This is a genomic window from Aquiflexum sp., assembly GCF_041749095.1.
Lineage (GTDB): Bacteria > Bacteroidota > Bacteroidia > Cytophagales > Cyclobacteriaceae > Aquiflexum.
The window spans coordinates 1-15,190 of record NZ_JBGTCA010000441.1; the positions used below are offsets into that span (position 1 = coordinate 1).

Genomic DNA, 15,190 nt, shown 5'->3' on the forward strand with positions numbered 1-15,190 from the left:
CTCATCCCCTCTCCAATAGGCACCGGCAATGTTCAAAAGCTTGGCTGCTTTGATAAAACCTGTATTTGGGATATGTGGTCCACGGCAGAGATCCACAAAATTGCCTTGTTCATAAAAAGTGATCGATCCATCTTCCAAACCTTCCAAAAGGTCCAGTTTATACTCATCACCTTTTTCTTTGAAGTATGCAATGGCATCGGATTTCGAGACATCCTTTCTGATAAATTCGCTTTTTGATTTGGCCAATTCCATCATCTTGGCTTCAATTTTTTCCAGTTCGGCACCTTCCAATGGCTTGTCACCAAAATCAACATCATAATAAAATCCGTTTTCGATTGGAGGACCGATACCAAATTTCACTCCGGGATAGAGTGATTCCAAAGCTTCTGCCATGACATGGGCAGAAGAATGCCAAAAAGTATTTTTTCCCTCAGGGTCATTCCAGGTCAATAACTGGACTTTTGCGTCCTGATGAATAGGTCTGTTTGAATCCCAAACTTCCCCATTAACTTTTGCTGCAAGTACATTTCTGGCTAAACCCTCGCTGATACTAAGTGCAATCTGTAACCCTGAAACTCCTTTTTCATACTCCCTGACCGAACCATCCGGCAGGGTAATTTTGATTTGTTGGTTAGACATTTAAAATATTAAATACATGAAACATGGCATCTTTACAAACAGATGCTTAATTAAGGTGCAAATATGCGAATTGATTGTGGGTTTATAAAAGATAAAGGCAATAAGGTTAGTTTATTTTTAAAGCTACTAAATATATATATAACTCTTACCCTCCTCTTTCAATCTATTGTCAAACACCATTATATTTGTCCAAAGCTTAAAATTTCATGCTATACGACATCATTATCATTGGCGGGGGGATTGTTGGACTTGCCACAGGATTGAAAATAAAAGAACATAGGCCGGAACTTAAAGTCGCTATTCTGGAAAAGGAATCCGAAGTGGCCAAACATCAGACAGGCAATAACTCCGGAGTTATCCATTCCGGCTTGTATTACAAACCTGGTTCGTTGAAAGCGACCAATTGCATCAGTGGTTATCATGAGCTTATCAAATTCTGCGAAGAGGAAAACATTCCATTCGAACTGACAGGAAAAGTGGTCGTGGCTACCAAAAAGGAACAGATTCCTGTTTTGAATGGATTGCTGGATAGAGGGCTTCAAAATGGATTGAAAGGTACGCGTTCCATTACTTTGGATGAACTGAAGGAATATGAACCTTATTGTGCAGGAGTGGCTGCCATCCACGTACCACAAACCGGAATCGTAGACTATAAAGTTGTTGCTCAAGCTTATGCTAAAAAATTCCAATCACCTGGTGGGGAGATTTTTTTTAATCATAAGGTACTGAAAATAAATAATTTAAATACATCATCTTCAATCAAAACTGAGCAACAGGAATTTACCTGCAAGCTGGTCATCAACTGTGCCGGGTTATATTCAGATAAAGTGGCCCAGATGAATCAAAAAGAGACATTGGATGTGAAAATCATTCCTTTCAGAGGAGAGTATTATAAGATCAAAAAGGAAAGGGAATACCTTGTCAAAAACCTGATCTATCCTGTACCTGATCCTAATTTTCCATTTTTGGGGGTCCACTTTACACGGATGATGAAAGGAGGCGTGGAAGCGGGACCAAATGCAGTATTGGCTTTTAAAAGAGAGGGATATAAACGTTCACAAGTCAACCTGGCTGAACTGAGTGAAACCTTGGCATGGCCGGGATTTCAGAAAGTAGCTGCCAAATATTGGAAAACCGGCATGGGTGAAATGTACCGCTCATTTTCCAAAACGGCCTTTACCAATGCCCTGAAAGAACTGATTCCGGATATTCAGGAATCCGATTTGGTGGACGGCGGTGCAGGCGTTCGTGCCCAGGCCTGCGACCGTACAGGAGGACTTTTGGATGACTTCTGCATCAGGGAAAATGACTTTGCCATCAATGTCCTCAATGCCCCCTCCCCTGCTGCCACAAGTTCCTTGGCCATTGGGGGGACTGTCAGTGAATTGGTTTTGAAAAGGTTTAATTGAAATACAGTAGAAATAATTCGAAATATAATTGAAATAATTTCTGGTAATCATAGCATTAGATTATTATCAATTAGAGTTGAATCTGGAGAATTATATCGCCGAAGTCCTATTTCCATTTATATCGCAAACCTGTCTGCCGTGGCAGAGCTTATATCGATTAAAGAATAGGAATAAGATTATGTAGCAACCTTTTATCTAAAATTGTTTTCTTATATTTATGTAAGACATTCCTCTACCAAAATGGCCTCACATGAAATAGAAATTATCCTAAACCGTCAATTGGCGGATTGCCTATCGATCCCGGTATTTATCACTGATACAATTGGCAATTTGATTTTTTATAACGAACCGGCTGAATTAATCCTGGGAACGCGTTTTGGAGATACAGGAGAAATGAAAGTTGAAACATGGTCAACGATTTTCAAACCATTGGATGAAGAAAAAAATCCATTGGCCCCAGAAGGCCTGCCTTTGGTTCAGACCCTTAATGACCAACTTCCTCACCACAGGGCTTTTTGGATCGAAAGCCTGATGGGCAAAATTGAAAAAATTTCCGTCACCTCCTACCCAATAATAGGTCGAATGGGTAAATTTCTTGGTGCAGTAGCTATTTTCTGGGAAACAAAAGATACATGAAATCGAGCATTCCGAGAACGGCAATCAGAGTAATGATCAGCAACTATGCGAGATTCTCCCGAATCAAGTTCGGGACAAGCTATGTGACCAATGAAAAACAAATTATAAACACATGAAAGTTTCAATCAAAGGAGTCAGGGGTTCAATTCCCACATCAAGTCCCGAAACTTCTTATTATGGAGGAAATACTTCCTGTGTTACAGTGGTTGAAGACGATTGGATGCTTATTTTGGATGCAGGTTCAGGCATGCAAAAAGCCAAATTACCGGAAAAACCCACCAACAGGATTGATATTTTACTGACACATCTTCATTTTGATCATATACAGGCCCTTGGATTTTTCGGATCTTTGTTTGATCCTAATAAAGAAGTACATATCTGGGGACCCGAGAGCGCTACCCAGAGTCTGAATTCAAGATTGAACAAATTTCTCTCACCCCCACTATTCCCCGTGTTGATGCGGGATCTTCCCTGCACATTGGTTCTTCATGATATTTCCAACAGCAGTTTTGAAATTGGCCCTTTTTCTATTGAATCTAGGTATGTGATCCATCCCGGTCCAACTGTAGGCTACCGTATCAAAGGGAATCATGCTGTTGTGGCTTTTATCCCTGATCATGAACCCGCTTTGGGACCGTCAGGAATCATCCCTGATAAAAAATGGATATCGGGTTTTGATATTGTCGAAAACGCTGACCTGTTGATTCATGATGCCCAATATACTGGATATGAATACAAGGAAAAAACAGGTTGGGGACATTCCAGTATGGAAGATGCAATTAAATTGGCTTCAATTGCAGCAGTGAAACGCCTTTTATTTTTCCACCATGATCCCTCCCGGACCGATGAACAACTCGAGGTCATTTTTAGTAAGTTAAAGCAGACCGATTTTGGTTTTGATGATTTTGACTTTGCAAGGGAGGGAATGGAAATTGACTTGGGGTGATGGGTTAAGCTATTTCATTAAAAATCTAGACCACTTCACATTGAATTTCCTGAATAAGTACCTCCGCTGGAAGACCAAGGATTTGGCACAAGTTTCGGATCATTTTCAAGGAAAGTGGGATTTTTCGGTTTAAAACTTTTGACACGGTACCTTTATCTCCAATCGCAGGAACAAGGTCTTTGGCTTTTAATCCCAAATCTTCCATTCTCACCTTGATGGCATCAATTGGATCAGGCAATGATATTCCATCAAAATTTTCAGCCTCATACTTTTTTACCAGTAACACCAAGATTTGTAGCTCCTGAGATTCAGGGGTACCTTTAGGAACATCAAATAGCTGCTCAATTCGTTGCAAAGCCTTTTTATAATCCTTTTCTGTTTCAATTATTTGTAAATTCTTCATGTTGCCTACATTGAGTTAGTCCAGTTGTACTTCATAAGATAAGAAAACTTTGAAGAACTATGAAACGCTCCTTTTGGAAATGAAATTTATTAAACCGATAGAATATTGAACATTTCTACTGATTTTTGATCAGTCAATTTGAATAAAATTTACATTTAAGGAAAATTTAAAATTTCTCTTTTTATCATCACCCTCACCCCCACCACCAACCCAATGAAAAAGAAAATCATCTATGGATTCCTTTTGATCCTCATAGTAGGACTAGGCTATGGACTCAATTATGCATGGAAATCATTCCCGTTGATCAGTTCCTATGGTTCCAAGATCATGTGCAGTTGTATTTTCCTCGCAGAGCGGGACGAGAATTCGGTGATGAGCCAGGAGTTGAGGTCTTTCCCGATCAGCTTGGGAGATTTTAAAGTAGACAGGGAAAGAAAAAAAGTTACCGGTAGTGTTTTTGGCCTGGCACCGAGGGTGGCCATCTACCGCGATGGACAGGGCTGTACTTTGTTGTCAGGCATGGTAGAAGCCGAGGTAAGAAGCCAGGTTTATTATGAAGTACCAAAACCCAATTGGGGTCAGGACACGGTGAGTTGGCCAAACGGCGACAAGCTCAATGATTCCATCTTGAACAGATACCGGAAGATTCAGGATTTGATTGACATCGAATTTGAGGATTCGGTCAAAAAGACCCATTTGACACATAAGATTGTCGTATTGCACAAAGGGCAATTGGTGGCAGAAGGCTACGGCAATGACCATGGCATTAGAACGAAACATACCGGATGGTCTATGGGAAAGAGCATTGTGAGCAGCTTGATCGGTTTACAAGTGGACAAGGGTGTTTTTAATTTGGATCAAACCGGCTTACTTCCGGAATGGACAGATGAAAGGAAGGCCATCAGTTTAAAAAACATGCTTCAGGCTAAAAAGATGCTTCCGGAACCTTCGTGGGCTCTTCCTTTGTCTTTGCACCGGCGAGGGATTTTGCGAGATTGGGTTTGCTGATGTTGGGCAAAGGAAATTGGCTTGGAGAACAGGTCCTTTCGGAAGAATGGGTGGAATTTGCCACCACTCCGGTGACTGCCGCTCCAATGGGGGAATACGGCGCGCAATGGTGGCTCAATGCCGGCAAATCCAACAATCCTGATGATAAAATTTTTTCCAAACTGCCTAATGATGCTTTTTATGCAGGTGGATTTGAAGGGCAATGGATTTTGGTCATTCCCTCAAAAGATTTGGTAATAGTCCGGCTTGGATTTACCCCCAAAGGAGAATTTAGCATGAATGATTTTGCTTCGAATGTCATCGACCTGCTTCCTTGACCTGTTCATTTATTTCCTTCATAACTTCTGCAAAAAATTTTGCAGATTTTATTCTGTCTTCTAGGGCATACATGGTGAATACAGCTATAAGCTCATTCACCCCGGTGTTTGAAACAAATTCTATTATTTGCTTTTTGACAGTTTGTTTACTTCCTACAAAGGAATATTTCAGGAATGGTTGCATAGAAGGATGGTTCATGATTTCCTTCAATTCCCGGTTCATTTCCGTCGGTGGTTGTAACGGTTCCCTGGCACCTGTTAATACACCGAAAAACATCCTGATCAAGGTGGTAAATAATTGTTCAGCTTCTTCATCAGTATCAGCTACAAAAACATTTATCCCTGCAAGGGTATATGGCTTTTTTAGAAATCGGGAAGGCTGAAATTCTTCGTGATAAATTTTGAATGCATTGAATAAATGTGTTGCAGCAAAATGGCTTGCAAAAGCATAAGGCAAACCTTTCTTGGCTGCCAGATGCGCACTATCTGTACTGGAACCTAATATATAAACGGGTACATCTGTGCCTTCAGCTATGGTAGCCCTTACTTTTGAATGCTTATTTTCTATGGAAAAGTATTTCTGGATTTTATCTACTTCTTGTGGAAATGAGTGTGCGGCCTTCATAAAATCAGACCTTATGGCCTGTGCTGTTTGCTGATCTGTACCCGGAGCTCTACCAATCCCTAAATCTATCCTTTTGGGATATAAATGGGACAATGTTCCAAACTGTTCGGCTATAATCAATGGAGAGTGATTGGGAAGCATCACGCCACCTGATCCTACTCTTATGGTATTTGTATTTTCTGCCACATACCCTATGAGAATGGAGGTAGCACTGCTGCCAATATGTTCTATATTATGATGCTCCGCAAACCAAAACCGTTTGTAATTCAAGGTCTCAGCTTCTTTGGCCAAAGCCAGTGAATTATTTAGCGTCTGTTTAATCGTAGCACTTTGTGGAACAATTGCTAATTCTAAAATGGAATACGCTATATCTTGATTTTTCATTCTTATTCTGGTAAAGGAAATATCATATATATTAATTCCATATGCGTTTTTTTTAACTCCAATTTTTCTTGGATTATCGTTTACTCAATTTGTCTATGAATTTCAAGATCAGATTGATTTGTTTCTCTTCTGATTTTTGGGATTTAATTTTCTTTTAAGCTTCAAACTAATATATTTAGACTTATATTAATTCTTCTGATTTTTTCTGATGTACAAAAAAAGCCTGACTGAACGAGATATTTGCACCAAGTTCATTACACCTGCATTGAAAAATGCCGGGTGGGATATACAAAAGCAAATCCGTGAAGAAGTATTCTTTACCGATGGACGAATCATTGTACAAGGTTCTCTCCATACCCGGGGAACAAGAAAACGTGCTGATTATATTCTCTATTACAAAAACAATATTCCGCTAGCCATTATCGAGGCCAAGGATAACAAGAAAGGGATAGGTTCAGGCATGCAGCAGGCTTTGGAATATTCCGAAATACTCCAGCTTCCTTTTGTCTTTACTTCCAACGGTGACTCCTTTGTTTTTCATGACAAAACCAATCCTGAAATAAGAGAAAAAGAAATCCCATTAAATGAATTTCCCTCCCCTTCAACCCTTTGGGAAAAATATTTAAAGTTCAAAGGAATAGCATCACCTAAAGAACGGGAAATAGTGGAGCAGGATTACTTTGTGGATGATTCCGGCATGAACCTGAGATACTATCAGGCAAATGCAGTCAACAGAACCATTGAAGCCATAGCCAAAGAAAAAAATAGAATCCTTCTGGTAATGGCAACAGGAACAGGGAAAACTTATACTGCCTTCAACTTGATCTGGAGGCTGTGGAAAACAGGGATCAAAAAGAGGATCCTTTTTCTGGCCGATAGAAATGCCCTGCTTACGCAGACCAAAAATGGGGACTTCTCCCCTTTTGGAAATGATATCATGCATATCATCAAAAACCGGAAGATTGATAAATCCTACCAAATCTACTTTGCCCTTTATCAGGGATTGACAAGCAATGAAGAAGAGAAGAATGCATACAAAGAGTTTAGCAGGGACTTTTTTGATTTGATTGTTGTAGATGAGTGCCATAGGGGCTCAGCTTCGGAGGCTTCTGCGTGGCGGGAAATTTTGGAGTACTTTGAAGGAGCCACCCAAATAGGTATGACGGCCACCCCAAAGGAAACCAAAGACATCTCCAATATGGACTACTACGGAGAGCCCGTCTATACCTATTCCCTAAAACAAGGGATTATGGATGGGTTTCTGGCTCCTTACAAAGTGGTCCGGTTTACCACCAATCTGGATGAAGGGTGGCGGCCCTCAGCAGGAATGTTGGACAAATTTGGCCATGAAATCGAAGATCGGATATATAACCTGAAAGACTATGATCGGAAAATGGTTATCGATCAAAGAACCCAGCTGATTGCAGATAAAATTACCGAGTTTTTAAAAGCTACAGACCGATATGCCAAAACCATTGTCTTCTGTATAGACATAGAACATGCCCAACGCATGCGACAGGCGTTGATCAACGCCAATGCTGATTTGGTTTCTAAGCACCCGCTTTATGTTGTCAAAATCACTGGAGACGATGAAGTTGGGAAACGCGAGTTGGACAACTTTACAGATGTTGAAGAGCGATTCCCGGTGATTGCGACGACATCCAAAATGCTGACCACAGGCATCGATACCAAAATGGTCAAACTGATTGTGCTGGAAGCAAATATCGGATCGATGACAGAATTCAAACAGATCGTCGGAAGGGGTACCAGAATCAGGGAAGCCGAAGGAAAACTGTACTTTACCATTATGGATTTCCGAAAGGCCACCAACCTATTTGCTGATCCGGATTTTGACGGGGAACCTGTTCAGATCTACGAACCTGGATTGGAAGACTCCCCTGTACCTCCATTGTATCCGGAAATAGGAGATGGTGATGGCAATGAGCTTAGGGAACCTGAACCAACATGGGAAGGACCTTCTTCTACCGATATCAATATACATGAACCTGACCCTGACACCGAACCAATAAAGTACTATGTCAATGATATAGAAGTAAAAGTCATCAATCAGCGCATCCAATACTTTGCCGCGGATGGGAGATTGATCACAGAATCTTTGAAAGACTATACCAGAAAGAATATAGATAAGAATTTCAGCTCGCTTGATGCATTTATTCAGCGGTGGACGGAGGCGGAGAAGAAGGAAGTTCTTTTAGCGGAATTAGCTGAACAGGGGATTTTATTGGAAGCGCTTCGAGAGGAAGTTGGTAAAGATTTGGACGATTTTGATTTGGTCTGCCATATTGCATTTGACCAGCCAGCATTGACCAGAAAAGAAAGAGCTGAACAAGTGCGCAAAAGAAATTACTTTGCGAAATACAGTGAAAAAGCCCAAGCGGTGCTCAATGCGCTCTTGGATAAGTATGAACAAGAGGGAATTACTACCATCGAACAGGGTTCCATCCTCAAAGTTCAGCCGCTCAATCAATTAGGCTCGCCTGTAGAATTGGTTAGGGCTTTTGGAAAAGGGAAGGACTTTGAGAAAGCAATAAAAGAATTGGAAAAGGAAATTTATAAATCGGCGTAAATTGAAATTAGCAGATAAAATAAAATTACCTGAAGGAAGACGACTTGAGTTCAAAGAAATGTTGCCAACTAATGCAGACTTTGCCAAAATTGAACAATGGGGCAATGGATTGCAGTTGATCGCTGATGATTTAAAGGAATATCCTGAAATAAAACTTCTCTGGAGTGAACCTGGGATGGCTTTCAGAGTGACATTTGTAAAAAACCTTTATCTAATAAAGCTAAAGCACGAGTTGCAGCACGAGTTTCAGCACGAGTTACAACAGGAGTTGCAACAGGAGTTACAACAGGAGTTGCAACAGGAGTCCTATTATACTAAAGTTTTAAAAATCTTATTAACTAAAGAGTCCCCTACCCAAGTGATCTCCGACCAACTCGGTCAAAAAGAAGTCACCAAACATCTCTACGAGGTTTTAAAAAAAGTAAGAGAACAAGAGCTCATAGAATGGACAATCCCGGAAAAGCCAAAAAGTAAAAACCAACAATACAGAATAACCAAGCGGGGAATCGCTTTTTTGCAATTACTCAGTAAAAAAAACTAGCATAAGAAAATTAGATGACCACAATCACCACCAATATCAAAGGCATCCGCGATATCATGCGGAAAGACACAGGAGTAGATGGGGATGCACAGCGCATCTCGCAAATGGTCTGGATGCTCTTTATGAAGATTTTTGCAGATAAGGAAGAAGAATGGGAAATCACCATCGAGGGCTATCAAAGCCCGATTCCAGACAGATTGAAATGGCAAACTTGGGCAGCCAATGAAGAAGGGCTGACAGGAGATGCCCTGATGGACTTTATCAACAACGAGTTGTTCCCTGCCTTGAAAGAACTGGATTTCAGCATAAGTCCTCAGGCCAAAATTATCCGCTCTGTATTTGAGGACACCTACAATTACATGAAAAACGGAACCCTCTTCCGTCAGGTCATCAATCAGATCAACCGCATCGATTTCAACAGTTCCAAAGACCGTCATTTGTTCAATGACCTTTACGAAACGATCCTTAAGGAATTGCAGTCTGCGGGTTCATCCGGAGAGTATTATACTCCACGGGCGGTAACACAGTTTATGGTGGATATCATCGATCCCCAACTCAAGGAAACTGTTCTCGACCCGGCTTCCGGCACAGGAGGATTCCTTACCTGTACCATAGACCATAAGAAGAAATTGGTTCAAAACGACCAAGACGAACGCGATCTGCAAGCCACCATCCGTGGGATAGAAAAGAAGCCGCTGCCCCATTTGCTCTGCACGACCAACCTGATGCTGCATGGCTTCGATGTGCCTGCCGTGCGTAGAGATAATCTGCTAAGCAAACCTTATGCGGACTGGGGAGCGGGTGATAAGGTGGATATCATATTGACCAACCCTCCTTTTGGCGGTGTGGAAGAAGATGGGACGGAAACCAATTTCCCACAGAAGTTCCGGACCAAGGAAACAGCCGATCTATTCCTGGCTCTGATTATCAGATTGCTGAAAGATGGCGGCAGATGCGCGGTAGTCTTGCCGGATGGGACACTATTTGGTGAAGGTGTCAAAACCCGAATCAAAGAGGAACTGATGGAGCGCTGTAACCTGCACACCATCGTGCGCCTTCCCAATGGCGTATTTAATCCATACACCGGGATCAAAACTAATTTGCTGTTCTTCGAAAAAGGACAACAGACCAAAGACATCTGGTACTTTGAGCATCCCTATCCGGATGGCGTCAAGAGCTACAACAAGGGCAAACCAATCCATATCAAAGAATTTGACTTGGAAAAAGCCTGGTGGAATGACCGGGAAAATGAAGCCTATAGCCAATATGCATGGAAGGTTTCTGCTGAAGAAATCAAAAACCGGGGATATAACCTGGATATCAAAAACCCACATCAGGTAGCCGATGATTTGGAAAGTCCTGAAGTCCTTCTGAAAAAGTATCAAGTAACCGAAAAAAAGATCTCAGACATTCAAGACGAGATTATCAAAGTCTTAACAGAGGCCCTACGCTAAGTCATGCAGTTATTAGAGCATTTTAAGGAATTGACCCTGCATCCCAAAAATACAGAGGAGCTAAAAGGACTGATTTTACAATTGGCGATACAAGGGAAACTGACAAAGCAATGGAGAATGGACAATCCAGATGTAGAATCTGCTTCGTTTTTGTTGGAAAGAATTAATGAAGGAAAAGAAAGACTTATAAAGGAAAAGAAAATCAAAAAGGAAAAACCACTTCCTGAAATTTCGGAAGAGGAGATTCCTTATTTATTACCTAATAGTTGGACTTGGTGCACCTTGGGAGATTTAAACCGAGAAATTCATTATGGATACACGGCTTCTGCGCTACACACCTTTGGTGGCATAAGAATGCTTCGAATAACTGATATTCAAGATAATAAAGTCAATTGGGATCGAGTACCTGACTGTGACATAAAAGAAAAGGATTTTCTAAAGTATAAACTAGAAGAAAATGACATTTTAATAGCAAGAACTGGTGGTACCATCGGAAAGTCATATCAAGTTAAAGGAGTAAATGTAAATTCCGTTTTTGCATCCTATTTAATTCGAGCAATTCCAATGAGGCAAGTTTTTCCAGAATATATTAAGCAATGGCTAGAATCTCCCAACTATTGGAAACAACTTTCTGAAAACTCGCAGGGAACTGGTCAACCAAACGTGAATGCCACAGCACTAAAAGGATTGTTAGTTTCTTTACCACCCCTCGAAGAACAAAAAGCCATTGTAGAAGTTGTCAATCAATTATTTGCTGAAGTGGAGCAATTGGAAGCTTTGACAAAAGAGCGGATTCAGTTGAAGTCAGACTTTGTGACTTCTGCTTTGAACCAATTGACCCAGGCTGCAGAACAGGATACCGCTAGTCAGTGGTCATTTTTGCAACAACATTTCGGTACCTTCTTTACCGAAAAAGAAAACATCAAAAAACTTCGGGAAGGCATTTTGCAATTGGCTGTTCAGGGGAAGTTGACGCATCATTGGAGAACTACTGCCTGTAAGAGGGGAGTCGAAGTCGAGCCTGCTTCAACTCTACTTGAAAAAATCAAAGTCGAAAAAGAACAATTGATCAAAGCAGGAAAGATTAAGAAGGAAAAACGACTGCCTGAGATTTCAGAAGAAGAAATACCTTTTGATTTACCCGAGGGGTGGGTTTGGGAATACCTTGGTAATTCAATGTTGAAGATTACTGATGGTACACATCATTCACCACTTAATTTAGAAAATGGAGATTTCAAATATGTTTCAGCTAAGAACATAAAAGAAAATGGCATCAAACTATCCAACATAACTTATGTGACAGAAAAAGCTCATAGGGAAATTTATGCTAGATGTAACCCAGAAACAGGTGATTTACTTTATATTAAAGATGGGGCTACCACTGGAATCTGTTGCATTAATGATTTAGATGAAGAGTTCAGTATGTTATCAAGCGTCGCCCTCCTCAAATTACCTACCGTAATCCTCAATGAATATCTTTTAAGAGTTATGAGAAGCCCATATTACTATGATATAATGAGAGAAGGAATGTCCGGTGTAGCAATAACAAGAGTAACATTAACAAAATTGAAAGCATCAGTAATTCCAATTCCACCATTCGAAGAACAAAAAGCCATTGTAGAAAAAGTCAATTCTTTAATGGCACTATGGGATAAACTAGAACAGGAAATAGAAACCCATCAAACCATGCAGGAAAAATGGATGCAGAGTTGTTTGAGGGAGGTGGTGGAAGGTTAGGTCTTTAAATTATTAATTTTTAAAAAAAATATTGAAACCTGATGAATTGGACAAGTGAACAAATCCCGAATATATCAAAGGTAGATAAATATTCTTACCCTGATATTGATCCAAGAATTTTGCTCTGTATGGAGCCATCAGCTTTTAATCAATGGAGAAGAGAATTTGATTTCCCAAGAATAGTTTCATATTTACAAGAAAATTTATATTTATTTAAAACATGGCAACAAGAAGAAAATATACTTGACGAAGAATTAATTTTTTTTGGACCAGCCAGATTTATAGGAAAAAACAAAGGTCCAATTTATATTACTGAATCAGATTTAGATATACAAGAAGATAAAAAAAGGATATATTTAGACTCAAAAAAACTTCAAATATTTAAAAGTAAGCCTGAATTTTACGGCAAAGTTAATGTTTTAAAATCTTTTAAAAGTTATCTAGATTGGCTAATCCACAGAAAGGAAAAACCTAAACACCTAAGTGAAATTTCAATTTTTGGAAATTCTAGTAAAAGCACACGAGGCAATACTTCTGAATTTAAGATTAATAATGAATTAAGACTTCTGAATATTGGCTCCATTTTTGAAAAAACACAGATTGTGATAAACTCGCCTTTGATGATGTTTTCCAGAGGAGGCTTTAATGGAGAATCAAAAAATTTGGAATTTTTAAATTTTGATTTTGCAATATTTAAAAACTCTTTTTTTAGTGGTGATTGCTATTTGTTTTTTTGTTCTTTTTCGAATGTTTCAATTATAAATACTACTGTATCTGGATTACATTTTTATAATTCGAATTTAGAAGGACTTAAAATTGAAGATTCAAAATTATTTAATTGTCATTTTGAAAATTCAAATATTAGATCATTAGTGCAAAACCCGGAATATATTGATAAAAGTGAAGTAATCGGATGCAGTTTTATAAATTGTGAGTTTTTTAGGTTTTATAATTCTATTAAATTTAAAAACTCTGATTTTATTTACACCGTAAGGGCATCAGAAAATTATGCTAATATTAAAAATATTTATAACTCTTCTGGTGATTATTATAATTCAGGGAATTACTATTATTTAGAAAGAAAAAGTAGGCTACTCGAGAAAACCAGAATCATTCACTACCTTAAGGAGGATAGGGAAGGCCTTAATGAACCTACTTTAATTAATGAAACTATTAGATATTTTACATTCCAAAAAAATCGAAAAAAAACTAATTTAATTAAAAAATCAATCCATTATGTTTTATTCTTTTTTTTAGTATTAGGTCATTATTTTATTCTAACTAAAGATATTATTAATTTCGCAATTAGAGGATTTGGAGAAAAACCTTTTAGAATCCTACTGTCTTTCATTCCATTAATTTTTATTTTCTCATTTTTGAATTATCTCACTCAAGATACATTAACTTTTAATCAAATACTTTTAGAAAATAGTTTCAACTTTTTTGGCAAATTTGAAATAGACCCAGAAAATAAATTTAATTCTGCCTTGAGAGTATTCAAAGCTGCACTGGGTATATTTTTAATTAGCTTATTTGTAGCTGATTTAAGTTCTAAAAAAAGATATTAAAATATCAAGGAATATCCGTTTACGCGAATAATTTTATCAAACTTAACATTTGAATTATTGGTATTTCGTTTTCGTAAACACAAATGTTGAAAATAGAGTAGGCAGTTTGGAGAATTTGTGGAAAATGAATTTCAATCTCTAATCAATCAAATGAGAAAAGAATTAGGTTTAGGTAATTTGAATCAAATACTTTTCAAACGAATCAAAAAGGGAAATTTTAGATTTGATGATTAAAGGCACTTAAATATACTTCTCCAACTCCACATCCGGCATCTCATCATAAGTTTGCCCGTTAAGTTCTCTACCGGCTTTCTTTTTGTTCTTACCGCCCCACTGTTTAAAGAAGAATGCGACTTTTGCATTCTGACATTGTTCCTGAATATCCATTACCCAATCTGGGTTCATGGGTCTGGCTTTATAACCGCTCTCCCCTCCTACAATGACCCAATCTATCCCATTTAAATTCATGTTTGGAAGTGCACCGATCAGGGGTTCGCAGGAAAGAAACTTTACCCTGGCACCGGATTGACGAAGAAAGTCTATTCGGTCAAGAACCCTTTCATCTTCCACAGACACTCCCATCCAGATATTGTGTGCCCAAGGCAAGAGATGACTGATTTCAGCCAGTCGGTCCGCTCGCTTGGTGAGCACTTGAAAAACATGCTGTCCATTGTCATTCATTACCTGAAATACCTTTTGGATAAATTCCAGTGGCACATCCTTGTGAAATAGGTCAGACATAGAGTTCACAAACACTACCTTGGACTTTTTCCAAGTATAGGGTATTCCCAAGGCATCTTCATGGATCCTGACCTTTTTAAATCCATCTTTGTACTTTTCCACGCCCATGGCTTTCAGTCGCTTGGTCATGACTTCTGCATAGCAGAATTTGCAGCCTGTTGTGATCTTGGTACAGCCTGTGACAGGATTCCAAGT

Annotated in this window: 14 protein-coding genes; 10 read left to right on the forward strand and 4 right to left on the reverse strand. The window is 39.1% G+C overall.

What is annotated here, in order from left to right:
- Positions 1-639 (reverse strand): TGS domain-containing protein (locus ACEW8O_RS20425; protein ID WP_373496482.1); only part of this gene is annotated, 639 nt, incomplete at its 3' end.
- A gap of 206 nt (positions 640-845) precedes the next feature.
- Here ACEW8O_RS20425 and lhgO point away from each other — a divergent pair.
- From lhgO to ACEW8O_RS20440, 3 genes are all read left to right on the forward strand, one after another.
- On the forward strand, positions 846-2,048 hold the full coding sequence (gene lhgO, locus ACEW8O_RS20430; protein ID WP_373496483.1) for an L-2-hydroxyglutarate oxidase: 1,203 nt from the start codon (positions 846-848) through the stop codon (positions 2,046-2,048).
- Positions 2,049-2,288: 240 nt separating this feature from the next.
- Entirely contained in the window at positions 2,289-2,684 is a 396-nt protein-coding gene (locus ACEW8O_RS20435; RefSeq protein WP_373496484.1) for a hypothetical protein, read from the forward strand.
- 112 nt (positions 2,685-2,796) lie between these two features.
- On the forward strand, positions 2,797-3,630 hold the full coding sequence (locus ACEW8O_RS20440) for an MBL fold metallo-hydrolase (protein ID WP_373496485.1): 834 nt from the start codon (positions 2,797-2,799) through the stop codon (positions 3,628-3,630).
- A 25-nt stretch (positions 3,631-3,655) separates the two neighbouring features.
- Here ACEW8O_RS20440 and ACEW8O_RS20445 read toward each other — a convergent pair whose 3' ends face one another.
- Positions 3,656-4,033, reverse strand: a complete 378-nt coding sequence (locus tag ACEW8O_RS20445; RefSeq protein ID WP_373496486.1) for a type II toxin-antitoxin system HigA family antitoxin — start codon at positions 4,031-4,033, stop codon at positions 3,656-3,658.
- Between the two features lie 213 nt (positions 4,034-4,246).
- Between ACEW8O_RS20445 and ACEW8O_RS20450 the strand changes: the two genes are divergently transcribed.
- Positions 4,247-5,041: a hypothetical protein gene (locus ACEW8O_RS20450; RefSeq protein ID WP_373496487.1), complete on the forward strand. Its 795-nt coding sequence runs from the start codon at positions 4,247-4,249 to the stop codon at positions 5,039-5,041.
- Positions 5,041-5,358 (forward strand): hypothetical protein, encoded by a 318-nt coding sequence (locus ACEW8O_RS20455; protein ID WP_373496488.1) that lies wholly within the window; start codon positions 5,041-5,043, stop codon positions 5,356-5,358. The genes ACEW8O_RS20450 and ACEW8O_RS20455 overlap by 1 nt, the downstream gene beginning before the upstream one ends.
- Here the strand turns inward: ACEW8O_RS20455 and ACEW8O_RS20460 are convergent.
- Entirely contained in the window at positions 5,339-6,367 is a 1,029-nt protein-coding gene (locus tag ACEW8O_RS20460; protein WP_373496489.1) for an LLM class flavin-dependent oxidoreductase, read from the reverse strand. The two genes, ACEW8O_RS20455 and ACEW8O_RS20460, sit on opposite strands and share 20 nt — an antisense overlap.
- A 208-nt stretch (positions 6,368-6,575) precedes the next feature.
- Between ACEW8O_RS20460 and hsdR the strand changes: the two genes are divergently transcribed.
- The 5 genes from hsdR to ACEW8O_RS20485 are packed head-to-tail and all read left to right on the forward strand — an operon-like array spanning position 6,576 to position 14,254.
- The gene (gene hsdR, locus ACEW8O_RS20465) at positions 6,576-8,954 is read left to right on the forward strand and encodes an EcoAI/FtnUII family type I restriction enzme subunit R (protein WP_373496490.1); all 2,379 of its coding nucleotides are present in this window, start codon (positions 6,576-6,578) and stop codon (positions 8,952-8,954) included.
- A 1-nt stretch (position 8,955) separates the two neighbouring features.
- Positions 8,956-9,495: a Fic family protein gene (locus ACEW8O_RS20470; protein WP_373496491.1), complete on the forward strand. Its 540-nt coding sequence runs from the start codon at positions 8,956-8,958 to the stop codon at positions 9,493-9,495.
- Between the two features lie 14 nt (positions 9,496-9,509).
- The gene (locus ACEW8O_RS20475; protein ID WP_373496492.1) at positions 9,510-10,949 is read left to right on the forward strand and encodes an N-6 DNA methylase; all 1,440 of its coding nucleotides are present in this window, start codon (positions 9,510-9,512) and stop codon (positions 10,947-10,949) included.
- Positions 10,950-10,952: 3 nt separating this feature from the next.
- A complete protein-coding gene (locus ACEW8O_RS20480; RefSeq protein WP_373496493.1) occupies positions 10,953-12,686 on the forward strand; it encodes a restriction endonuclease subunit S in 1,734 nt (577 codons plus the stop codon).
- A gap of 41 nt (positions 12,687-12,727) precedes the next feature.
- On the forward strand, positions 12,728-14,254 hold the full coding sequence (locus ACEW8O_RS20485; protein WP_373496494.1) for a hypothetical protein: 1,527 nt from the start codon (positions 12,728-12,730) through the stop codon (positions 14,252-14,254).
- Between the two features lie 240 nt (positions 14,255-14,494).
- Here the strand turns inward: ACEW8O_RS20485 and ACEW8O_RS20490 are convergent.
- Positions 14,495-15,190: DUF5131 family protein (locus ACEW8O_RS20490; protein WP_373496495.1), on the reverse strand; the 696-nt coding region annotated here is incomplete at its 5' end.

Excerpts from the sequence above, each read along its gene's own strand:
- lhgO (WP_373496483.1), top strand. The coding sequence starts at position 846 with ATGCTATACGACATCATTATCATTGGCGGGGGGATTGTTGGACTTGCC.
- ACEW8O_RS20435 (WP_373496484.1), top strand. The coding sequence starts at position 2,289 with ATGGCCTCACATGAAATAGAAATTATCCTAAACCGTCAATTGGCGGAT.
- ACEW8O_RS20440 (WP_373496485.1), top strand. The coding sequence starts at position 2,797 with ATGAAAGTTTCAATCAAAGGAGTCAGGGGTTCAATTCCCACATCAAGT.
- ACEW8O_RS20445 (WP_373496486.1), bottom strand. The coding sequence starts at position 4,033 with ATGAAGAATTTACAAATAATTGAAACAGAAAAGGATTATAAAAAGGCT.
- ACEW8O_RS20450 (WP_373496487.1), top strand. The coding sequence starts at position 4,247 with ATGAAAAAGAAAATCATCTATGGATTCCTTTTGATCCTCATAGTAGGA.
- ACEW8O_RS20455 (WP_373496488.1), top strand. The coding sequence starts at position 5,041 with ATGTTGGGCAAAGGAAATTGGCTTGGAGAACAGGTCCTTTCGGAAGAA.
- ACEW8O_RS20460 (WP_373496489.1), bottom strand. The coding sequence starts at position 6,367 with ATGAAAAATCAAGATATAGCGTATTCCATTTTAGAATTAGCAATTGTT.
- hsdR (WP_373496490.1), top strand. The coding sequence starts at position 6,576 with ATGTACAAAAAAAGCCTGACTGAACGAGATATTTGCACCAAGTTCATT.
- ACEW8O_RS20475 (WP_373496492.1), top strand. The coding sequence starts at position 9,510 with ATGACCACAATCACCACCAATATCAAAGGCATCCGCGATATCATGCGG.
- ACEW8O_RS20480 (WP_373496493.1), top strand. The coding sequence starts at position 10,953 with ATGCAGTTATTAGAGCATTTTAAGGAATTGACCCTGCATCCCAAAAAT.
- ACEW8O_RS20485 (WP_373496494.1), top strand. The coding sequence starts at position 12,728 with ATGAATTGGACAAGTGAACAAATCCCGAATATATCAAAGGTAGATAAA.